Origin of the sequence: Dyadobacter sp. CY347 (assembly GCF_021502655.1) — a bacterium.
Taxonomy (GTDB): domain Bacteria; phylum Bacteroidota; class Bacteroidia; order Cytophagales; family Spirosomataceae; genus Dyadobacter.
This window is the reverse complement of record NZ_JAKFFT010000014.1, coordinates 1-23069: the sequence shown is the minus strand read 5'-3', so window position 1 is coordinate 23069 and position 23069 is coordinate 1. Positions and strand designations below refer to the sequence as shown.

General features: G+C 44.8%; 19 protein-coding genes. 12 read left to right on the top strand and 7 right to left on the bottom strand.

Translation table 11 applies throughout. The features are described 5' to 3' along the window. The first annotated feature begins 45 nt into the window (after positions 1-45). The gene (locus L0659_RS25440) at positions 46-534 is read left to right on the top strand and encodes an HmuY family protein (protein ID WP_235129434.1); all 489 of its coding nucleotides are present in this window, start codon (positions 46-48) and stop codon (positions 532-534) included. 83 nt (positions 535-617) lie between these two features. Here L0659_RS25440 and L0659_RS25435 read toward each other — a convergent pair whose 3' ends face one another. Continuing rightward, a complete protein-coding gene (locus L0659_RS25435; RefSeq protein ID WP_235129433.1) occupies positions 618-1130 on the bottom strand; it encodes a GNAT family N-acetyltransferase in 513 nt (170 codons plus the stop codon). Positions 1131-1468: 338 nt separating this feature from the next. Here L0659_RS25435 and L0659_RS25430 point away from each other — a divergent pair, with 338 nt between their 5' ends. The 4 genes from L0659_RS25430 to L0659_RS25415 all read left to right on the top strand — a co-directional run bounded on the left by L0659_RS25430 (position 1469) and on the right by L0659_RS25415 (position 7889). After that, on the top strand, positions 1469-1885 hold the full coding sequence (locus tag L0659_RS25430; protein WP_235129432.1) for a hypothetical protein: 417 nt from the start codon (positions 1469-1471) through the stop codon (positions 1883-1885). Positions 1886-2058: 173 nt separating this feature from the next. Further along, positions 2059-3207 (top strand): efflux RND transporter periplasmic adaptor subunit, encoded by a 1149-nt coding sequence (locus L0659_RS25425; RefSeq protein WP_235129431.1) that lies wholly within the window; start codon positions 2059-2061, stop codon positions 3205-3207. A 30-nt stretch (positions 3208-3237) separates the two neighbouring features. Then, the gene (locus tag L0659_RS25420) at positions 3238-6390 is read left to right on the top strand and encodes an efflux RND transporter permease subunit (protein ID WP_235129430.1); all 3153 of its coding nucleotides are present in this window, start codon (positions 3238-3240) and stop codon (positions 6388-6390) included. A gap of 56 nt (positions 6391-6446) precedes the next feature. After that, positions 6447-7889, top strand: a complete 1443-nt coding sequence (locus tag L0659_RS25415) for a TolC family protein (RefSeq protein WP_235129429.1) — start codon at positions 6447-6449, stop codon at positions 7887-7889. A 115-nt stretch (positions 7890-8004) separates the two neighbouring features. Here L0659_RS25415 and L0659_RS25410 read toward each other — a convergent pair whose 3' ends face one another. The 4 genes from L0659_RS25410 to L0659_RS25395 are packed head-to-tail and all read right to left on the bottom strand — an operon-like array spanning position 8005 to position 13220. Further along, positions 8005-10362, bottom strand: a complete 2358-nt coding sequence (locus L0659_RS25410; RefSeq protein ID WP_235129428.1) for a TonB-dependent receptor — start codon at positions 10360-10362, stop codon at positions 8005-8007. Between the two features lie 20 nt (positions 10363-10382). Beyond that, on the bottom strand, positions 10383-11231 hold the full coding sequence (locus L0659_RS25405) for a DUF4249 domain-containing protein (protein WP_235129427.1): 849 nt from the start codon (positions 11229-11231) through the stop codon (positions 10383-10385). Positions 11232-11265: 34 nt separating this feature from the next. After that, the gene (locus L0659_RS25400) at positions 11266-12270 is read right to left on the bottom strand and encodes a thioredoxin domain-containing protein (RefSeq protein WP_235129426.1); all 1005 of its coding nucleotides are present in this window, start codon (positions 12268-12270) and stop codon (positions 11266-11268) included. Between the two features lie 8 nt (positions 12271-12278). Further along, positions 12279-13220, bottom strand: a complete 942-nt coding sequence (locus L0659_RS25395; RefSeq protein WP_235129425.1) for a hypothetical protein — start codon at positions 13218-13220, stop codon at positions 12279-12281. Positions 13221-13393: 173 nt separating this feature from the next. Here L0659_RS25395 and L0659_RS25390 point away from each other — a divergent pair, with 173 nt between their 5' ends. Next, on the top strand, positions 13394-13636 hold the full coding sequence (locus tag L0659_RS25390) for a helix-turn-helix domain-containing protein (RefSeq protein WP_235129424.1): 243 nt from the start codon (positions 13394-13396) through the stop codon (positions 13634-13636). Between the two features lie 70 nt (positions 13637-13706). Here L0659_RS25390 and L0659_RS25385 read toward each other — a convergent pair whose 3' ends face one another. Next, positions 13707-15830: a carboxy terminal-processing peptidase gene (locus tag L0659_RS25385; protein WP_235129423.1), complete on the bottom strand. Its 2124-nt coding sequence runs from the start codon at positions 15828-15830 to the stop codon at positions 13707-13709. A gap of 13 nt (positions 15831-15843) precedes the next feature. Then, entirely contained in the window at positions 15844-16602 is a 759-nt protein-coding gene (locus L0659_RS25380) for an FKBP-type peptidyl-prolyl cis-trans isomerase (RefSeq protein WP_235129422.1), read from the bottom strand. 290 nt (positions 16603-16892) lie between these two features. Between L0659_RS25380 and atpA the strand changes: the two genes are divergently transcribed. The 6 genes from atpA to galU all read left to right on the top strand — a co-directional run bounded on the left by atpA (position 16893) and on the right by galU (position 22975). Then, positions 16893-18470, top strand: a complete 1578-nt coding sequence (gene atpA, locus L0659_RS25375) for a F0F1 ATP synthase subunit alpha (protein WP_235129421.1) — start codon at positions 16893-16895, stop codon at positions 18468-18470. Between the two features lie 6 nt (positions 18471-18476). Then, a complete protein-coding gene (gene atpG, locus L0659_RS25370; RefSeq protein ID WP_235129420.1) occupies positions 18477-19361 on the top strand; it encodes an ATP synthase F1 subunit gamma in 885 nt (294 codons plus the stop codon). A 126-nt stretch (positions 19362-19487) separates the two neighbouring features. Next, positions 19488-20222 carry an outer membrane lipoprotein-sorting protein gene (locus L0659_RS25365; RefSeq protein WP_235129419.1) on the top strand — a complete coding sequence of 245 codons (735 nt, stop codon included), beginning with the start codon at positions 19488-19490 and terminating at the stop codon, positions 20220-20222. A 126-nt stretch (positions 20223-20348) separates the two neighbouring features. Further along, positions 20349-20876, top strand: coding sequence for a YceI family protein (locus tag L0659_RS25360; protein WP_235129418.1), 528 nt, complete (start codon positions 20349-20351; stop codon positions 20874-20876). 155 nt (positions 20877-21031) lie between these two features. Next, positions 21032-22027 (top strand): mevalonate kinase, encoded by a 996-nt coding sequence (locus L0659_RS25355; protein ID WP_235129417.1) that lies wholly within the window; start codon positions 21032-21034, stop codon positions 22025-22027. Positions 22028-22111: 84 nt separating this feature from the next. Continuing rightward, complete coding sequence (gene galU / locus L0659_RS25350) at positions 22112-22975, top strand: UTP--glucose-1-phosphate uridylyltransferase GalU (RefSeq protein ID WP_235129416.1); 864 nt, start codon at positions 22112-22114, stop codon at positions 22973-22975. Positions 22976-23069 lie beyond the last annotated feature (94 nt).

The following is a 23069-nucleotide window of genomic DNA, read 5'->3' as shown; positions in this document are numbered from 1 at the left end:
TACTCAATTTTTGCAACACAAAAAGAACAAAAGGAACCTGATAAAATGAAATCTGAAATAATTGTCATCAAAGATCTGGACGCAAATGCGAAGCCGTATGCGTATTTCAGTCTGGCAACCGGGAAAGCCGTTCCCGCGGGCGACGCCCAAACTGCCAACTGGGACATTGCATTCAGTAAAACGACCATTGCAGTAAACAGCGGCAGCAGCGGCCCGGGCCAAGCAGGCGCATTGGTGGTGGAACAACCATTCGAAGCAATTGCGGAAGCACCGAAAGACGGATACAAGTCGGATCACGACGACACATTTGCGATTCCGGGCGGTAGCGGAAACTCGTGGTATAAGTATGATATGAGCGTACATGCGATCAGGACCATTCCTGAAAGGACGCTTCTGGTGAAAACCTCAGATGGCAAATATGCCAAAGTTCAGATCATCAGTTATTATAAAGGCGCGCCGGAAGAAGTGCCCACGGAAGAATCCAGCTACATTACATTCCGCTATTTGTTAGCAGACGAAAACGGCAAGTTTTAATTAGTTGATCAATGTGTCAGGCCTGGAAAGTTTGAAAATTTCCAGGCCTATTTTGTTTCGCAGCGTATGTCAATGTTTGCATGTCATTTTCCGATTAGGCCAAGAATTCTGTGAAACACTTTTTTGATGGGCGTAGGATTTTGAGGTGCGTAAATAAATTTAAATTTGACTTCATCAGGATCTTCGATCCGCTCCATGTTCACCATTCCGGCCTTTTCCAGCACCCGGATCGATGCCGCGTTATTCACATTCACATAGGCGATGACCTGTTTTGCGTTCAGTTCCCTTTTTGCAAAACGGATCAGTCCCGTTGCAATCTCCGTCGCAATGCCCTTTCCCCAATGCTCTTCCATGATCCGGTAACCAATTTCCACATCGCTCCCATCCATGTCGAGTTTTGCCGTACCAGTTAATTCGCCGGAATAACGGCCCTCAATCAAGTATCTCCCCAAAAAAGTATCGTTCCCAAATTCAGCCAGAAAAGTGGCCAGCATCTTATCTGACTCCTGACGGTCCAGCGCGTGGCCCGTCACATATTTCATCACATGCTCATTATTACTCAGCCTGAAATATTTGTCCCCATCGTCTTTGGTCATTTTGGTCAACACAAAGTTTTCCGTCTTTATTGTTTTAACCTGCATGGGGCACGAACGTAAATGGTTACACTTAAATATACGTCGATTCCCAAATAAGTCACATTATTGTTGTGCTGTATTTTAAAGATGGGCATTCAAAACACCTTAATTTAGATTAAATTTTGCATTTATCCGACAGTTAACAGTCATTAACAATCTATAAAATTTGTTGTATACATTTGAATTATTATATTTGGCCAATCACATTTTTTTATTACAATTCCTTTCCAATATTTCCAATCATTCTTGAATTCATTATAAAAGTATGGATTTTTTAATGTACTGATCAGATCAGCATCATGACAAAAAGAACTTTTGTATTGTTTTTCTGCCTTGTTCACTTCCTGGCTTTATCGCTGTCCGCCAAGCAGCCGGGAAAGTTATGCAAGCTTGATTACGGAACCGGGTTCTCTCCTTTTTCAATTGAAACAAGCGTTGAATCGGAGGATGTGGTCATTTTGGACGATACAATTGATCCAAACCGCACCATTGTCAAGGCGGACGGCTGCAAATGGCGTGAGAATTTATCCAAACTGCTTCGGCACCGCCATTCTACTTATCGGTTCGTATCCTTCGAAACCGTTGTTTTTTCAAATTACTACTTCCTGCGCAAGCCCAAATTAATTGGTGAGAAACTGCTCGCGGTTAATGTAAGTGACAAAAATATTGCGCTTCCCGGCTACTACGCCTTCCTGCACCGGCTTTGTCCATTCTGAGTTTCTTCGATTTTAGTGCCACGTTATGCTAACTGACGGTCAGGTTACTGTGCTTTAAAAAGCGCCGTTCATCTGTCCCGGATCAGCACATACATTCTGTTGGCCTATCTGTCATCATCTTGACTATTCCTATTCCCCGAAAAACTCAGTATTACATTAATAATCAACTTATTATGAATAATTTCAAATGGCTTTTACTGGCCGTTCCAAGTCTGCTTGCCTATGGATGCACTACCGAAGGTGCAAGCGAATCGAAGAAAGAAACCGCCATTCCTACCATCCCCGTTACGGAATTAGTCCCTCAAAAAACCGAAGTTCACCGGGAATATGTAGGCGACATTCACGCAATCCGCAATGTTGAAATATATGCCCGTGTTAAAGGTTACCTCGAAGAAGTTTATGTGGATGAAGGTAAGGAAGTAAGAAAAGGACAAACATTGTTCAGGATAAATAATGAAGAATATGAGGCGCAACTGGCATCGGCGAAAGCCAATTTGCATAGTGCCATTGCCGAAGCAAAAGGAGCCGAGCTTGAACTGAAAAGGGTAAAATTGCTGGTCGAAAAAAATGTGATCTCCAAAACGGAAGTCGAGGTTGCGGAAGCGAAATTGGCAGCTGTAAATGCACGGATCGAGGAAGCACGGTCGCAAAAATCGAAGGCCTCCATTCACCTGGCCCAGACAGAAATCAAAGCACCATTTGACGGCATTATCGACCGTATTCCGCATAAGATGGGAAGCCTGATCGACGAAGGGACATTGCTCACAACGCTCTCAGACACCAAAAGTGTTTTTGCCTATTTCAATGTTTCCGAAAATGAATATTTAGAATACGTGAAGGCACGCGGCACGGCCCAAAGTGCCACAGTTGTTGAGCTTGAACTCGCGGACGGGTCCTACTTCAAACAAAAAGGGACAGTGGAAACAATGGAAGGCGCTTTTGACGAAGGGACCGGTTCTATTGCATTCAGAGCGCGTTTTCAAAACCCCGACAAACTTCTGAAACACGGATCGACCGGAACAATCAGACTGACCAACACGGTCGAAAATGCCATTCTGGTTCCGCAAAAAGCTGCGTTTGAAATTCAGGATAAGAATTTTGTATATGTGCTGGAAAAAGATAATAAGATCAAAACCCGCAGCTTTGTACCAAAGTCCAGATTAGCAGGATATTATGTTGTAAAATCAGGTTTAAAATCAGGAGAAACCATTGTGTACGAAGGACTTCAGGGATTGAAGGACGGCGCAACCATTACGCCCAAAAACATCCCGCCTGACAGTCTGAATGTAAAAGCCACCAAAATAGAACTGACCGCACGGTAAGATCCTTTCGTATCACCTGAATTTTCCATCATGTTTCAAAAATTTATCGAGAGGCCGGTGCTATCACTGGTCATCTCAATCTTCATAACCTTACTCGGGCTTTTTGCGCTCGCAGACTTGCCTGTTTCACAGTTTCCGGACATTGTGCCGCCATCCGTTGTGGTAACGGCCACTTATACCGGCGCCAATTCTGAGGTTGGCGTGGACGCCGTTGCCGTCCCGCTCGAGCGTGCCATTAATGGCGTGCCCGGCATGACTTACATGACCAGTGTATCCGGTAATGACGGGGTAACGACCATTACCATTTCATTTAATGTGGGTATAGACCCCGATTTGGCGGCTGTAAACGTTCAAAACCGCGTTCAAACGGTTATTGACGAACTTCCCGAAGAAGTAATCAAAGCCGGTGTGACTACTGAAAAAGAAGTCAACAGTATGCTCATGTATCTGGACATTATGAGTTCGGACACGTCTGCCGGTGAGGATTTTGTTTACAATTTTGCGGACATTAACCTGCTCAAAGAACTGAAACGGATTGACGGCGTAGGCCGTGCCGTGATCATGGGCAGCCGCGACTATTCCATGCGAGTATGGCTAAAACCCGACCGGATGAATGGCTATAATATTTCCGCAGACGACGTCGTGAAAGCCATCCGCGAGCAGAATGTTGTGGCTGCGCCGGGGAAGACCGGGGTTAGCTCCGGACGCGAAGTGCAGGCGCTGCAATATGTGCTGAAATACACCGGAAAGTTGTTTGAGCCGGCTCAATACGAGAACATTGTGCTCCGCTCCAATCCCGACGGCTCCATGCTGAAATTGAAGGATGTGGCTGATATTGAGTTTGGTACGCTGGAATATGACATGGCTTCCAAATCCAATGGTAAGCCCTCGGCATCGATCATGCTGAAACAGCGTCCGGGTTCCAATGCGCAGGAAGTAATTGCCAATGTGAAAAAGAAAGTGGCCGAACTGAAAGCGACCACATTCCCTCCCGGCATGGATTACATGGTTTCGTACGACGTTTCCCGCTTCCTGGACGCGTCAATTCACGAGGTTGTGCGCACATTGATCGAAGCATTTATCCTGGTAATCATCATTGTTTACCTGTTTTTACAAGATTTCCGCTCGACGCTCATTCCTGCGCTTGCTGTGCCCGTCGCATTGATCGGAACATTTGCATTTATGCAGTTATTCGGCTTTTCGATCAATCTTTTGACATTGTTTGCGCTGGTTCTGGCCATCGGGATTGTGGTGGATAATGCCATAGTCGTCGTCGAGGCCGTCCACGCGAAGATGGCCGAAAAACATTTGGATGCCCGCGAAGCGACCATTGAATCGATGAAAGAAATGAGCGGCGCTATTATCGCAATTACGCTTGTAATGTCGGCGGTTTTCGTTCCAGTAGCATTTATGTCTGGTCCGGTCGGGATTTTCTATCGCCAGTTCTCGATCACGCTCGCGATTTCCATTGTGATTTCAGGGATCAATGCATTAACGTTAACCCCTGCACTTTGTGCTTTAATGCTAAAAAACACCCACGGACAACCTTCGAAAAACACGCTTCTCGATAGATTTTTCGCCGGTTTCAACAAAGGTTACGACGGCATTTCAGCAAAATACAGAAAGTTGCTGGGCCTGATCGTCAACCGGAGAGTCATCACAATCGGGCTTTTAATCACATTCTGCGTGGCGACTTATGGAATCAACACAGTTCTTCCTACGGGCTTCATTCCGACAGAAGATCAGGGTGTTATCAATGTAAATGTAACTACGCCCGTTGCGGCTACGGTTGAAAGAACGGAAGCGGTTTTGGACGAAATTCAAAAAGTTGCTCAGGGACTTGGAGCCGTTGAATCTGTTTCGTCGCTGTCAGGATACAGCTTGATCACGGAATCCGCAGGATCTTCCTATGGTATGGCCATGATCAACCTGAAACCCTGGGACGAGCGGACGGCTTCTGTGCAGGACATTATCTCCGAGATGGAGGCCAAAACCAAGCACATTACCGATGCGGAAATCCAGTTTTTCCCTCCTCCTACTGTCCCGGGATTTGGTAATTCAAGTGGTTTTGAGCTCCGCGTGCAAGACCGCACAGGAAGCGACGACCTGCAAAAGACCGCCGAGATCACGGATAAATTCGTAAAAGACCTGATGGATTCGCCGGAGATAGCAAGCGCATTCAGCAGCTTTGACGCAAGCTTCCCGCAGTATATGATCCATGTCGATGCGGACATAGCTGCCAAAAAAGGTGTTTCCGTAGACGTAGCAATGAGCACATTGCAGACTTTGATAGGCAGTTTATACGCCTCCAACTTCATCCGTTTCGGACAGATGTATAAAGTGATGGTGCAGGCCGATCCGAGTTTCCGGAAAAACCCTGAGGATATTTTAAAACTATATGTCAAAAATAACCGCGGGGAAATGGTCCCGTTCTCCACTTTCATCCGGCTCGAAAGAGTGTACGGCCCCGAGTTGCTGACGCGCTATAACATGTACACTTCGGCCATGATCAATGGTGACGCTGCGCCGGGTTACAGTTCCGGGGATGCCATTAAGGCGGTTGAGCGGGTTGCTGCGACCAGCCTGCCGCGTGGCTTCACCTATGAATGGTCCGGAATGACGCGCGAGGAGATCTTGTCGGGTGACCAGGCGATTTACATTTTTGGTGTCTGTCTGATATTCGTTTATCTGCTTTTGGCGGCCCAGTATGAGAGTTTCCTGCTGCCGTTGCCTGTTATACTTTCCCTTCCAACCGGGATTTTCGGTGCATTCCTTGCATTGAAATTAATGGGCTTGGAAAATAACATTTACGCGCAGGTTTCGCTCGTCATGCTCATAGGGTTATTGGGTAAAAATGCCATCCTAATCGTAGAATACGCCATTATCAGGCAAAAAGAAGGGCGTTCGGTCATTGAGGCAGCATTGGAAGGGGCTACAGAAAGGCTTCGTCCGATCCTGATGACCTCGCTGGCATTTGTAGCCGGACTTATTCCACTGGTTATGGCCTCAGGTGCAGGTGCGATCGGAAACCGCTCTATCGGAACCGCTGCTGCTGGCGGGATGCTGATTGGAACCATTTTCGGGGTGATCATCATCCCGGGATTATATGTACTGTTCGCCAGCATGGTTCGGCCAAAGAAACGCAAAGCGGTAACGAAACATGAAGAAGTCATTCTTGAATGATCATTCCGGCAGCCGGATATTTTGTCCGGCTGCTTCCCTCACAGATCCTACATTTAATGAAAACAAATAAAAAAATATATAACATGCTGCTAATATATGCATTAGCAGGACTTGCTGGCTGTAAACTAACACAGCCAATTGAGCAGAAGGCCCGCATCAGCACGCCACAAACTTTTGCCGGCCAGAGTGATTCAACGGGAATTGCTTCCATCCAATGGAAAACGTTTTTCAAGGACGCACATTTAACGGCGCTCATTGATACGGCACTACAAAACAACCTTGATCTGAAAATAGCCGCTCAAAGAATTGAAATTGTGCGATCGAACATTCTCGCCGTTCAGGGTGCGCTGCTTCCTTCGGTTTCGGCAGAAGTGACTGGCGGCGGCCGGAAATTTGGCGATTACACCATGGATGGCGTCGGAAACTACGATACGAATTTCTCGGAAAACATCGACGCCGACAGAAGACTTCCCGCCCCATTTTTGCCGGATTATTTCGTCGGACTCCGAAGCGCCTGGGAAATTGATATTTGGGGTAAATTGAGAACCCAGAAAAAGGCCGCCTATAATCGCCTTTTGGCAACAGAAAAAGCCCGTCATGCTATCATCACAGGCCTGATCGCTGAAATTGCAAGCGCCTATTACGAGCTGATCGCTTTGGATACCGAAATGGCTATAATCCAAAAGAACATTGCCTTACAGCAGTCTGCCGTGGAAACCATTAAGATCCAGAAAGAAGGCGGCCGCGCGAATGAACTGGGTGTGCAACAGTTTAGTGCACAATTGTTTAATACACAAAGTCTTGAAGTTGAAAAACAGCAGGAGATCATCGAGGCCGAAAACAAACTCAACCTGCTCCTCGGCCGTTTCCCGCAACCCATTGTTCGCAACAACATTTTAGAACAAACATTGCCGCCAACCGCATTAGCCGGCGTTCCTGCCAATATGCTGCGAAGAAGACCGGATATCCAGCAAGCGCAATTTGATCTGCTTGCCAATTACTCCGAGCAGCAGGCTGCGCAACTGGCGTTTTTGCCATCGCTTAACATTACTGCATTTCTTGGTTTTAATTCATTCAAAAGCAATTTACTCTTCAATCCCGCTTCACTCGCCTATAACGCAATCGGTGGATTGGCCGGGCCGCTTATCAACCGGAAAGCTTTGAAAGCAGGCCAGAAACGCGCCGAAGCAACAAGCCTGGAAGCGCTATTTACCTATAATAAAGCCGTTCTGACAGGTTTTCAGGAAGTGAGCACAAGCTTGAAGAAACTGGAAAACAACAGGAAAATCAATGATTTCAAAACCCAGGAAGTTGACGTCCTGCAACAGGCGGTGGTCACATCAAAAGATCTTTTCCTGACAGGTTATGCTTCCTATCTGGAAGTGATCACCGCGCAAAGAACCGTTCTGGAAGCTGAGTTGTCCTTGACCGACGTTCAAAAGAATCAGTATTTAGCATTGATTGAATTGTATCGCTCGCTGGGGGGCGGTTGGGAATAAGAGATTAACAAACAAACCCTTCCTATTTTTGTTCAAACGGGTCATCTATATCATGATGGCCCGTTTCTTTTTTGAATTTTCCACTTTTCGCTTTTTCAATATGCCAGGTGAAGGATCAGATTTTGAATCCGTAGCTAAAAAATGGCATCACACCATATAAAGAAATGGCTGATATACGTGAAAGCGTAAATGGCTGGCTGAATGTATCCGGCTCAACCTGCACCGAAAATAGGTTGCGCTGGTCATACACATTGAAAATGCCCACAACGAATTGCCTTTCCCATTTTTTTCTCTTCCTGGTAAACATGGCCTGCACATCGAGCCGGTGATAGGCGGGTAACCTGTATCCGTTTCGGCTGGTGTAATAATTGAAAGACGCTCCCAAGTATTCATATGCGCCCACTGGAAATGACGCAGCCCCGCCCGAGTTAAACTGAAAATCCATTGACAGCGCCGTTCTTTTTGTCGCATGGAAAGTCGTAACGAACGAAATGCTGTGTCGGCGGTCATACCGGGATGGATAAGCCAGATCATTGTTAACGCCCGGAATGGTCCGATCTGTCTTGGATAATGTGTAGGTGATCCATCCGGTCAATCTGCCTGTTTTCTTTTCCAGCATTGTTTCAAGTCCCCAAGCATTTCCTTTTCCAGAGCGAACCTGGGAATCAGCATATTGATTTACAAACAGTTGAGCATTGTCGACAAGGTCAATTACTCCTGTCATCCACTTCTGATAAGCTTCAACCGAAAGCGTAACATTTTTAATGATCCGCTTGTAGCCGAGAGATACCAGGGTTGCAGATTGCGGTGCGACATTGCCGTTGGAAGGAAGCCATACATCCGTGGGCAAGCCAACCGCTGAGGAATTAAGCAAATGGGAATATTGCCTGGAACGATTCGCTGCGACTGAAAGCACGGAAATGCTGTCTGGCATATAATTCAAAGACCATCGCGGCTCAGCCCCCGCTCTAAAATTCATGAGTCCTCCAACATTGTAATGTGTTGAATCCTGCACGCTGCTCCAATTTTGCGAATATTCGTACGCCATACCCGGCCCTAACAAAGAATAAGTGGATATACGAATCCCCAAATACATAGAAAGCCTTCTGGACAACTGTTTTGTATAACCGGCAAAAACGACGTTTTGTAAAGTATTTTGTGCCCTTAAAGTAAAAGGCACGGTGATTGAACTATCAGATTTTGGCGTGATTGTTCCCGGACTGTAACGTGTATACGTCAGCAATGCACCTGCTTTAAGTGAGGCAGTAGGATCAATGAAATAGTCCCACTCGTTTTTTAGACCGACTTCCTGTAAACCGGCTTTCCACTCAAAATCACGCCGATCCATCAGCAAGCTGTAATTATATCCATAGTTGCTGAAATAAGCCGTTGTGTTGGCAAACAGGTTGCTACGCTGAATGCGGTTCCATCTGAACGACAACGTATTGTTTTGCCATTTCATGAAAGTGCCTTGTTGAAAAAGGTAATATTTGAACCAATCCTTTCCCGTATAAGCCGAGATGAAAAACTGGTCCTTGCCATCGCTTGATTTCCAATTGATCTTCGCATTCAGGTCATAAAAGCGAATATCGTTTCCACCGGTGAAATTCCTGAACGGATAAACATGCATTTCCTGCGCCAACTTTCCTACCAGATTTGCCGTGCTGCCTGCATAACTATATCTTCCTGAGACAATAAACGACGATCGTTCCTTCTTGATCGGCCCCTCTACGGTCAACCGACTCGCAATCGCCCCTAGTCCACCCGAAACATTCAGGTGGTTCACATTGCCTTCTTTCATTTTCAAGTCGACCACCGAGGAAAGTCTTCCGCCAAACTGGGCTGGAACGGTTCCTTTGTAAATGTCTACTGACCTGATGGCATCGCTGTTAAACGCAGAAAAAAAGCCTAATGCATGTGAAGGATTGTAAACAGGCGCATCATCCAGCAGAATCAATGTCTGATCAAATGACCCTCCACGAACGGAAAGGCCGGTGTTTCCTTCAACAGCTGCCTTAATGCCCGGGAGATATTGCAACGCCTGAAATATATCCGCTTCACCTGCCATTGTGCCCATGCTTCTGACCTGACTCATCTGAATGCTGGCTTTGCCTGGAATGGAGTTACCTAAATCGACCTGATCCCGCTCCTTAACCTGCACTTCTTTCAATTGCTGATTGGCAGGCGTCAATTGGATGTCCAGTTTCAAGTTCCGCTGCAAATCAATGCGAACCGATTTTTTCAGATAACCCAGATAAGAAATTTCTATCTGATGAATCCCTTTTTTAAGGCTCAGCGAATAATAGCCGTATGCATTACTCTGTATTCCCGCATCCATTACGGCCACCTTAACACTCGCATTGGGCAAGCTTTCTCCCGAAACAGCATCCGTAACCTTGCCGCTTAGGTTATACTTTTGGGCATAAGTGTTAATTGAGATGAGAAATGCCACGGTGATGAGCAATCTGGTCATGAAATTTATAAGGCGTTTGATTAGCGAAGTGGTGCAAAAAATGGATATGAATCCAGACTTGCTACGTGAAAGAATCCGACAACTTTATGTTTGCTTTTAATATTGGTTGGATGATTTGCGGGTGATGGCGAATACACTCCTCCATCACTTTTAAGAGCTTCTGTTAATGATTGAAAATAGGCAAAACTTTCTGGGGTTATAGAATAGAGAATGGCAAGGTAGTCTCCGAAAAGACTTGGTATGTAATTTCTCTTAGGGTCATCAGGTAGATTAATGTTAATCCCATTGACATAACCAGGCAAATATTCATCATTTAGAAGCAATAGCGCCCTGGTGGCATACCAAGCCATAACTGGACAAGGATTTCGACGAGCAGAGTAGCCATCCGGGCATAATTTTCCCAGGTAGTAATTTGTTTCTGATGATGGTTCTTTAAAATAAATAAAGGGCATAACTCCATCGGATTTCCCAATTTCATACTTGACAAAATCCAGACGTAAGGAATCAATTTTAGGCGGATGAGGCATCGTTGCAGTTGCCTCGTAGATTCGCCCATCAATATCAATCTTCAAGGTATACGTTCCGTCTGGCTTACATTTCAACTTATCTGAAAAATAATATCCATCAAAATAATTATTATCGTCGTTTTCTTTCTTCAAAGTGTCACTTTCACCACTGTCAGAACTAATTATAATCAAAGCATTATCAACTGGTAACACTTCCTTTTCCTGAACGTTTCGCATCCAAGTCAACCTTACGTAGTTCCCAGTATTCAAGTTATTAAACTCACTATCAACCACCAGAATTTTCTCATTGCCGTTGATTAAGTCCAACTCGACATCCTGCACACATGAAAAAGGAATCAGCATCAGTAGGAATGAACTAATGAATGATAACCACAAATCATTTAAGGGACTTCTCGATAAACTGACCCATAACTTCCTCTGAAATCTCCCCATAATAGACTCTGTTGTTAATAATGATGGTAGGCGTGACAGTAATGCCCAGGACTCGCAACCGTTCCATACTTGCATTAATTTCACCGGCAACATTCTCAGATTGCATACAGGCTTCGCAAGCAGTTTTATTCAGATTCAAATCAGAAATCAGATTCTCAATCTTGGGAAAATCACTCTCGCGCTTCTGAAACAGCAACTCGTGCGCTTCCCAAAATTTCCCTTGTCTCGCAGCACATTCCGACAACAATATTGATTTGTTAATGGATGAAGAAAGATGTGCATATTCAAAGCGAACTTTATCTTCATACTTTTTGAAAATCTGCCGCAAAACAGGCTCTTTACTCTGACATACGGGGCAGTCAAAATCCGATACAATGGTGACCGAATGCTGTGATTGCAAATTCCCTCTTTTATAACTTGTAATTCCTCTCAGATCAAGCTTAGGCGTTTGGGGCGGTGCGAGCAAAACACTTACTTTGTATTTTGCCTGTAGTTCTTTGACCAAAGTATGTTTCAAAAATTTCACATAGCTTTCTTCCAAAACCCTCTGGCCTTCCGGCGTATCGAGCGGAATCAGCTTGAATGGGTTTTTCTCATCAACCACCCCACTCTTCAAAGAATTGTCCGCTATGTATTGTTCCTTTGTTATCCTCCTCTTCATTTCGTTAAGTTTGAGAGAGGTAACTGAATCCGCATCAATTTTATGCGCTTTGGCTTCCTTTGCCATCAGCTTGTTGTTAATGAGCTCATTAAGCGCAATTCTTCGAACATCGTAAATGGCAAAAAGATATTCATATAGCGAGTTTTTGATCAGCATGTCAATCTCCTCGATACTAATCTCCTCACCTTCCATCTTTGCGATGATACCGTTTTCTTCCTGCTTTTTGCAAGAGCAAAAGCCAATCAGGATAGCCAAGAGAACTACAAAAGTCTTTGACGTGGTTTTCATGCCCATCCTCACCTAACCCGACGAATATTGAATGTAGTATTACCAGGATCATTAGTGCGATCTACCCCTTTCCCCTGCACAAATGATGCTGGTGTTTTAACGTTCGTGCTCCAGTCAACAGAATAGAGTTGATTCGCATTATTCTTATTTTCGTCATCCGTTTTAAATGTTCCCATGCCTCCCGCTCCTCCGACAACAGGCGAAGTAAATGTTCCGAAAACTCCATAGGCAAAACCGAGATCAGGAAACTCAGCTGCTTGACTTACACCAGGGGTATTTTTGCCAGCTATCGCCCAGAATTGAAGATGTGTACCATCATTATTCATAAATCCGGGACTGACATCTGCCACTACATTTAAATTACCATCATCTTCATTATCAATATAAATGTTCCAGACCCTTGGTTCCATGACAGAGGTTTTATTATTGCTTAGTCTCGCTACCAAGTACTGCGTAGGCGTGTTCAAAGTCATCAATGTAAATGCTCCGCCGTAAACTTTGCACAGCGGATGCCAGCTATTTCCATTATTATCATAATACCAGCTACCCGTCCAACCTGATTTCGTTGAACTGCCATTATCTTGATTGTCCATTTTGAACTTAATTTTTGAAGTTCCAGCTGGACAAGCGTCATTCAGCGGAATCACACCAACCCAATATGGCTCTGAAAAATCACCGGATTCACCGTATCGAGATTCAAAATTCCGCTGATAGGCCAGCAGCTTCGCTTCTACTGCTTCCATGATTTCAGGCGATGCCATGGTTTCCACTTCGGTTGGGCCTCCGATCTCGATCTTCGTTTCGCCTTCCTTGTAAGCAGTTTCAATCTTTTCGATTGACTTGGTTAGTGAAGAGGTTGGAGTGACATCCTCTTGACACGCTTGTGTCAGCATTAGAGCGGGCAGCAATAGGAGACTGAATAGCCAGCACTTCATAATGTGTGATTTCATGACGATCTGAAAGTTTACATTTAAATAACTCTACAAAGAGATACATCTATTTCCCGGCACGCAAAAATGTCTGGTTGTATCGTACGCTTCGGGTGGTTGTATTTTACAACTTGGCGGTTGTGCGTATTTGTTATATTTTGCACTCACCCTACACACTATAATCTTAGCTTTTTATGCCCTCCTTTGGTGAGAAAATCCGTGCTGTCAGAATGATGAAAGGAATTAAACAATCAGAACTTGCCAGTTTTTTGAATGTAAAGCAGCAGTCAATCAGTAAGTTGGAAAACGGGAGGATTAATATTAGCGCCGAGCTGGCTAATAAGGTTGCGAGTTATCTCGGCTTTCGGAGTAAACAGGAAATGGAAACGTTTTACCAAAACCACATCCAAAAGAATTGCGCTGAAAAAGAGCATTAATGCTCGTTTTTGCCCAACAAAAAAGCCCGGACTGTTTCCAATCCGGGCCATTCAAAATTTACAAATATGGTTACTTCTTCTTAGTCCCCGCCAAACTCGGCTCTTTCGAAATTACGATCAAATCGGCTAGCATACGGCTCGTTTCGGTCAGATAAATATCTTTCTTTTTCTTAACCTCTTTTGGGGCTTCAACAGCTTTGCCGTCTTCTTCCTCTTCGTCGCCGTCTGCATTATCTTCGCCTAACTGCTTCATAGCAAGTCGTTTCTTTTCAGCTTCGGCGCGTTCAACTTTGCGTTTTGATTCCTGCAAAGAAACTATCTTGTTTTCCCGCGCTTCCTTGAATTCATCCAGTGTTTTAACCAGTGTTTTCAGTTCTTCATCGGTCTTCAAACGCTGGTTGTATTTTCCTTTAAGCTGATCAACAACCTTTGCATTAATGTTGTTTGTCGGCTCATAGCGCGAAGAAGCGATCTGATCCCAAGGCAATGCGCTTGGCTGGGAACCTTCACCGAATTCATTTACCTTAAATGCTGTCGGCAATTCCAGATCCGGCATGACACCTTTCAGCTGCGTGCTGCTCCCGTTGATTCTGTAGAATTTCGCAACAGTTAGTTTCACTTGTCCCAACTGATCCGTCTCCTTAGGCACCCATTGGTTCAGGTCGATCAGTGTTTGAACGGTTCCTTTGCCATATGTTTGCTCTCCAACGATAATTCCACGTTTGTAATCCTGAATCGCAGCCGCAAAAATTTCTGACGCCGAAGCACTGAAACGGTTCACCATAACCGCCATAGGGCCATCATAAGCAATGGTAGGATCATTATCAGACTGAACTTCAACTTCTCCCTGGCCTTCCTTAACCTGAACAACCGGTCCTCTGTTGATGAACAAACCTGTCAAAGACACCGCCTCAGTTAACGAACCACCACCATTATTTCTAAGGTCGATCACGATCCCGTCCACATTGGAAGCTTGCAGCTCCGTGATCAGCTTTTGAACATCACGCGTTGTGCTTGAAAACTCTTTTTCTTTATGCTGCGCTCCTTCAAAATCACGGTAGAAAAGCGGAATATCGATCACGCCGACTTTGTATTCTTTATTGGCATTGTTCACCGAAACGATCTCGCTTTTGGCACGTTGCTCTTCCAGTTTAATCTTCTCACGCACCAATCTGTACTCCTTGGCCGGCGTTCCAGGAAGGGCGTCGGCTGATATGATCTGCAAACGTACAACTGTCGATTTCGGGCCTTTAATCAGCTTCACCGCGTCATCCACGAACCAGCCTACGATATCCACCATTTTGCCTTCGTCGCCCTGTGCAACGGCAATGATCTTATCTTCTTTTTTAAGCTGTTTTCCTTTGAATGCAGGTCCGCCCGGGATTACTTCAACGATTTTGATATAATTATCTTCCTCACGAAGCAAAGCACCGATTCCTTCCAAAGACTGGCTCATTTCCTGCTTGAAACGATCCGCAGAAGTAGGCGCCATATAGCTTGTATGCGGGTCCATAGACTCAGCATATGCATTCATGAACATTTGAAAAACCTGCTCAGTACGAATGCGACCCAATGCGCGATCACGATTTTTGTAACGATCTCTTAACATTGTTACAACCGCCGTATCAGCCTTTCCGGACAATTTCAAGTCCAGCGCTTCGCTTTTTAGATACTTGCGCCATGTGTCGTTCAGCTCGTCTGCGCTTTTAGCCCAGGTCGCCTTTTCACGGTCTGTGTTCATCGACTCATCTGCGGTGAAATCAAAGGGTTTTCCCTCTTTCAGCAGTGTTTGAATGTAGTCGCTTCTCTCTTTATAACGTTTTCTGAAAAGATTATACATGGCAAAAGGAACATCCAGTTCTCTCTTTTGGAGATAGTCGTCGAATGAATTTTTGTATTGCTCAAAATCTTTCAGATCACTGGCCAGGTAATATAGCTTGCCATGATCAATGCCATCAATGTACTTATCAAAAATCGCCGCTGAAAGCGAATCGCTGAGCCTGGTCTTCCTGTAATGATAACTGGAAAGAATCCTGGTTGTCAGCTCCTCGGCTTTAAACTGAGCAGGAATAGGCTTGATATCCTCGTCCATTGACACCTCTGCGGCTGGTATAACTGCCGCTTTCTCCTGAACAGGCCCTCTCTGCCAGCCCAGTAATACTACCGGTATAAGCGTGATTAAGTACTTTTTCATTGTTGAACGTTTGCTATTTAACAATTTCTAATAATTCAACCTCAAACACCAGCGCTGAATAAGCCGGGATCTGAGGACCTGCTGCACGTTCACCATAAGCAAGCTGGTAAGGAATAAATAATTTCCATTTTGAACCAACCGGCATAAGCTGTAACGCTTCTGTCCACCCTTTGATCACACCGTTAACCGGAAACTCTACGGGCTCGCCTCTTTCGACCGAACTGTCAAAAACCGTTCCATTGGTTAATGTGCCATGATAATGGGTTTTTACTTTATCGGTTGCAGCAGGTTTCGGACCTTCGCCCGCCTTAATGATCTGATATTGAAGACCACTTTCTGTTGTAACAACCCCTTCCTTCTTCTTATTTTCTTCCAGGAATTTCTCTCCTTCTACTCTGAACACGGCTCCTTTTTCTTCGGTTATTTTTTGAAAGTATTCACCAATAAACTTATTGGCATCTTCCGGCGTAAATGCTGTTTTGCCGCCTTTTAGCGACGCATTGATGGTTTTTGTTAAAACCTCTGTGTTAATGTCTGAAATACCCTGGGAATTCAATGAGTTCGAGAAGCTTACGCCAATGGCAGCTGACAAAGAATCCATCTTATTTTTGAGTACGGCAGGGGTAGCTGCTGCTTTTACTGGTGTGCCCGGAGCCTTTTTCACTGTTGCTGCCGGTTTTGTTGTCTTTTTGATAGTCTGTGCTTCGCTTCCTGTTGTTACCAAAACTCCTGCAACTAAGGCCGCTAAAATGGTTTTTTCTAATTTGTACATTACGCTGTAAGGATGGTCGATTAGTTATATAAATGGATTTGTAAGTGCTATTAACGAACTCAATTACAACAAAAACACAAATAGTACCTAAAAAAGTTTTAAAAATGTTGATTATGAAGGATAAATGGCGAAATCAGGATGGACGGAGCGGTTGTGGAAAGAGCCTTGGAAAAATCTAATTTTTAGTGATAGGTTTTACCCGAAACATTCTTTTTATACTAAAATAAAACGCTACCTTTGCGGCAGTTTTCAAAAACTTACTACTATACTTTTAATAAGTCAATTATACTATGGTATCTGTTAGACCGGATGAAGTTTCGGCCATCCTGCGCGAACAACTTGCAGGAGCTAAATCAGAAGCAGAACTCGAAGAAGTAGGAACAGTCCTTCAGGTTGGCGACGGTGTTGCCCGCATTTATGGCCTTTCCCAGGTGCAGGCAGGTGAGCTGCTTGTTTTCGAGAACGGCCTTAAAGCCCTCGCGCTTAACCTCGAGGAAGACAACGTCGGAGCCGTGTTGCTGGGTGATTTTAGCGACATCAAGGAAGGAGCCACCGTGAAGCGTACAAAAGAAATCGCTTCTGTAAAGGTTGGAGACGGAATTATAGGCCGCGTTGTAAATACACTCGCTGAACCAATCGACGGAAATGGTCCGTTGACAGGTGACCTTTATGAAATGCCACTTGAGCGTAAAGCGCCTGGGGTTATTTTCCGTCAGCCTGTAACTGAGCCTCTTCAGACTGGTATCAAGGCAATCGACGCAATGATCCCCATCGGCCGTGGCCAGCGGGAATTGATTATCGGTGACCGCCAGACTGGTAAAACAGCTGTTGCCATCGATACGATCATTAATCAAAAAGAATATTTCGACAAAGGCGAACCTGTATTCTGTATCTACGTTGCCTGCGGACAAAAAGCTTCGACCATCAAAGGAATTGAGGCTACACTTCGCCGCTACGGAGCCATGGACTATACGGTAATCGTTGCTGCCGGTGCTTCGGATCCTTCTCCAATGCAATTCTACGCGCCATTTACAGGTGCAGCGATTGGTGAGTTCTTCCGTGATACAGGCCGCCCTGCTTTGGTTATCTATGATGACCTTTCTAAGCAAGCGGTTTCTTATCGTGAAGTTTCTTTGTTGCTTCGCCGCCCTCCGGGACGTGAAGCTTATCCAGGTGACGTATTTTATCTGCACAGCCGCCTTTTGGAGCGTGCAGCGAAAATCATTGCTGATGATACAATCGCAAGAAACATGAACGACCTTCCTCCTTCCTTAAAAGGAATCGTTAAAGGTGGTGGTTCATTAACAGCCCTTCCGATTATCGAAACACAAGCGGGTGACGTTTCTGCATATATTCCTACGAACGTAATTTCTATTACGGACGGACAGATTTTCCTTGAATCCAACTTGTTTAACTCTGGTATCCGTCCTGCAATCAACGTAGGTATTTCGGTATCACGTGTGGGTGGTAATGCACAGATCAAGTCGATGAAGAAGGTTTCAGGAACATTGAAACTGGATCAGGCGCAGTTCCGTGAATTGGAAGCATTTGCAAAATTCGGTTCGGATCTTGATGCGGCTACGAAATTGGCTATTGACAGAGGTCGTCGCAACCAGGAGGTTTTGAAACAACCTCAATATTCGCCAGTTCCTGTTGAGCAGCAAGTTGCAACCGTTTATGCTTCTACAAAAGGTTTGCTTGACCTTGTTGACGTGAACCGTGTGAAGGAGTTTGAAAAAGATTTCCTTACCGTTTTGACTACGCAGCATAAGGACACTTTATCCGCATTACGTGCTGGTAAACTGGACAACAGCGTAACAGACGTAGTTGATAAAGTTGCGCGTGAAGTTGCTGTAAAATATCGTTAACCAATTATGGCGAGCTTAAAAGAAGTCCGTAACCGGATCGTATCCGTTAATTCAACGCAGCAGATTACCAAAGCCATGAAAATGGTTGCAGCTGCAAAGCTGCGCAGGGCACAGGACAATATCATGCAAATGAGACCTTATGCTCAGAAGCTTGGTGATATGCTTACAACAGTTTCTTCCAGTTCGGAAAGTGCGGTGGATAGTCCTTTGAAAACGGTTCGTCCGGTTGAAAAGGTGCTTATCGTGGTTGTTACTTCTGACCGTGGATTGTGTGGTGCTTTCAATACGAACATCGTGAAAGCAACATTGCTGTTAATTGAATCAAAATATGCCGCGCAAGCTGCGAGAGGGAACGTTGAAATTTTTGCAATAGGTAAAAAAGGCGCCGAATCCCTTGCGAAAAGAGGTTTTGTAGTGAATAAAACTTACATGGACCTTTTTGGCAGATTAAATTTCGTGGCTGTTAAGCAGGCTGCGGAAGAGATCATGAAAGCATTTTCAGACGGTCGTTACGATGCTGTGGATTTGGTCTATAACGAATTTAAAAACGTTGCAACCCAGATCATTCACACCGACCGCTATCTGCCGATTGCAACCGAAGACAAAACAACAAGAACAAAAACGGCTGAGGTTAATTACATTTTCGAACCGACTGAGGAAGAAATTCTTGCAGAATTGATCCCGAAATCTTTGAAAATTCAGCTTTACCGTGCTGTTTTGGAATCCAATGCATCAGAACAAGGTGCGCGTATGACAGCGATGGATAAAGCGACTGAAAATGCGCAGGAGCTTTTGAAAGAACTGAAATTGGTTTACAACCGTACGCGTCAGGCTGCGATTACAACTGAGATCCTTGAAATTGTCGGCGGAGCCGAAGCTTTGAAGAACTAAGGAGACTTAGAAATATATTTTATGAAAACGGGCGGATTTGGTTATCCGTCCGTTTTTTTTTCAAATCTTGCCTAACTTACAATATCGACGCTTGTTAAGAGTTCCAATTAAAACAAACGAACATTCATGCTAAAATCAACCTTATCGAAATCGCTGCTTGCTATCCTGCTTTTAGGAGCATCGCATATATCTTTTGCCCAGAACGTTGATGAGATCATCGACAAACATATCAAAGCAATGGGCGGCGCAGACAAACTTTCCAAATTGCAAAGTGTCAAAATTGCTGCGGAAATGGACGTTATGAACATGAAAGTGCCAATCAGCACGATCATTGTGCAAGACAAAGGCTTCCGGAGCGAGACAACTGTGCAGGGAATGACCGTTGTTCAGGCCATCAACGGTAACACGGGCTGGTCCATCAACCCGATGACCGGACAAACCACTGCCACTGCATTACCGGAAGAATCGGTGAAAGCAATGTCAACCGAAACGGACCTGACCGGCTTATATAATTACAAGCAAAAAGGTTACACGCTTACGCTCGACGGTGAGGAAGACCTTGCAGGAGCGAAAGTTTATAAAGTTTCGATGGCGCTGAAAAACGGCACGAAACGCGTGAACTACATTTCTAAGGACACTTTTTATATCCTTAAAATGATCGTCGCAACCACTATCAACGGGCAGGAAGTGACTTCTGAAAACATTCAATCCGATTTCAGACAGATTGACGGCGTCACGTATCCTTTCACTTCCGAAGTAAAGACTTCGGCTATGCCGGGAACGGCAATGGTTTTGAAGATCAGTTCTCTGGAAGTCAATCCGAAAATAGATCCTGCGATTTTTGAAATGCCCAAGCAATAGGCGTGTTTTCACATTTGATCAGATCCCGGATAAAATTATCTGGGATTTTTTTTTGTGCTCATGAACTAATCTTTTAAATTACGTGTATATACATTAAATGTAAGAACATTAAATACGATATACATTATGGCAACTACAACATGGGTAATTGACCCAACGCATTCCGAAGTTCAGTTTAAAGTAAAACATTTGGTTATCTCAACCGTAACAGGTGCATTCAAAACATTCGAAGGTTCGGTAGAAACTGAAACCGAGGATTTTGAAGGCGCAACCGTTCAGTTTTCCGCAGACATCAACAGCATTGATACAAATCAGGCGCAACGTGATGAGCATTTGAAATCAGCAGATTTCTTCGATGCAGCGAGCCATCCTAAACTGACTATTAAAGGAACATTAGCCAAAAAAGGCGATGAAAGTTATACTTTGAAAGGCGATCTTACTGTGAAAAACGTAACCAAGCCAGTTGAATTTGCTGTGGAATACGGTGGTAACATGACCGACTTTTATGGTAACAACAAATCAGGTTTCGAAATCTCCGGAAAAATCAACCGCAAAGAATTTGGCCTGGAATGGAGTGCGGTAACCGAAGCCGGCGGCGTTGTTGTAGGTGACGATGTGAAATTGATTGCTAACATTCAGGTTGTTAAGCAATAAGATATAATAGTAAACCATTCCTGATGAAGCGTGGGCGAGCAATCGTCCCGCTTTTTTTGTGTCTTTTCTATTTTTGAATAATTGCGGGCATATCAGGGCAAAATCGCATTGTGTCGTCATTAAGTTATTACTTTTGGCTAAAAAAGAATTTAACCTTGATAATTGAAACTCGTGCTTATGCCCGCGCCGGGCTGCTAGGCAATCCTTCTGACGGTTTTTTTGGAAAAACAATATCCATTTCGGTTAGAAATTTCGGCGCTTCCATTTCATTATATGAATCTCCCGAGCTCCATATTGAGTCGGAGCCGCAGGATGAGAGCACATTTCGGAGCATTTTTCATTTGCGGGACACAGTCAGCATGCTGGGTTACAATGGTGGGATCCCGCTGATCAAGGCCGGTATCAAAAAATTTGGTGACTACTGTGAAGACAATGGAATCCGCCTTCCTAACCGCAATTTCACCGTTCGTTACCGTTCCTCGATTCCGCGTCAGGTGGGCATGTCGGGTTCAAGTGCAATTGTGGTGGCATTGTTCCGGGCGCTGATGCAGTTTTACAAAGTTGAAATTCCAAGAGAGATCCTTCCCCAGCTCGTCATGGTAACGGAAACCGAGGAACTGGGCATAACAGCCGGCTTGCAGGACCGTGTGATCCAATGTTACGAAGGCTGTGTGTATATGGATTTTGATAAAGAACTTATCGACCGTCAGGGTTATGGACATTACGAGCGCATTGATCCCGCTTTGTTACCAAAATTATATGTGGCCTATAACACCAATCTCAGCAAGGTTTCAGGCAAAGTGCATAGCGATGTCAGGACGCGTTTTGACAGGGGCGAAACCGAAGTTATTGATGTCCTGGGCCAGATTGCAAAAAAAGCCGCTGACGGTCGCGAGGCGTTAATTGAAGGCCGTTCGCACGATTTGCATCAGTTAATGAATGAGAACTTTGACTTGCGCTGCAAAATTTACAATGTGCCGGAATCCAATAAAAGGCTGATCAACGCAGCCAGATCATGCGGTGCGTCTGCGAAGTTTGCAGGTTCGGGCGGAACGATCATTGGCATTTACCATGATGATGACATGCTGAACCAGCTGTTTGTAGAACTTAAAAAGCATAACGCTCGGGTGATCAAGCCATTCGTCGTGTAACATTGCTATTCCGTTGATTTACAATATTTTATTTATAAACAAATTGTTGCCGAAAGCAGAAAGCCGACGGCCCAGAGCAAACTTATGATTCGTAAAGCTGTAATTCCCGCTGCCGGACTTGGAACGCGTTTTCTGCCAGCAACCAAATCAATGCCAAAAGAAATGCTACCTATTATCGACATTCCAACAATCCAGTATGTGGTTCAGGAAGCGGTTGATTCCGGGATTGAGGATATTTTGATCATTTCAGGAAAAGGTAAACGCGCCATCGAAGACCATTTCGACCGTAATGTGGAACTTGAAAGCCGTCTGGAAGAGAAGGAAGATCTGATGTGGTTTAATGAAATGCGCCGTCTCGCGGATATGGCCAATGTTCATTTTGTACGCCAAAAAGAAGCCAACGGACTTGGCGATGCGATTTACTACGCTAGACATCATGTTGGAAATGAGCCATTTGCAGTGCTTTTGGGCGACACCATCATGGATTCCGTAATTCCGGTTACACAGCAGTTAATGGATACTTACGAGCAATACGGCGGCTCTGTGATCGCCGTTGAGGAAGTGGATCCGAATAAAGTGAACCGTTACGGGATTGTTGGCGGGAACGTGCTGAGCGACACCATTATGGAGCTTAATACATTGGTGGAAAAGCCTGCAATAGATGTTGCCCCCTCCAATCTCGCCATTGCCGGACGTTACATTCTGACACCCGAAATTTTTAACACAATAGAGCAAACGCCGAAAGGTAAAAACAACGAAATCCAGCTAACGGATTCCATGTTGCTGCTCCTAAAACGCGAAAACATCTACGCCCACCGCATCGAAGGCAAGCGTCACGACATCGGTGATAAGTTGGATTATTTGAAAACGACGGTTGAATTTGCACTGAAAAGGAAAGAGTTTGCCGAGCCGTTTCGGAAGTTTTTGATTGATATTTTGAATAGGTAAGATGTTACTAGCCCTGTCAGCCTGAGCGGAGTCGAAGGCGCGTTACCAAGGAGTAGCGCGCCTTGGCCTGCGCCAAGGGGGACAGGGGCGGCGG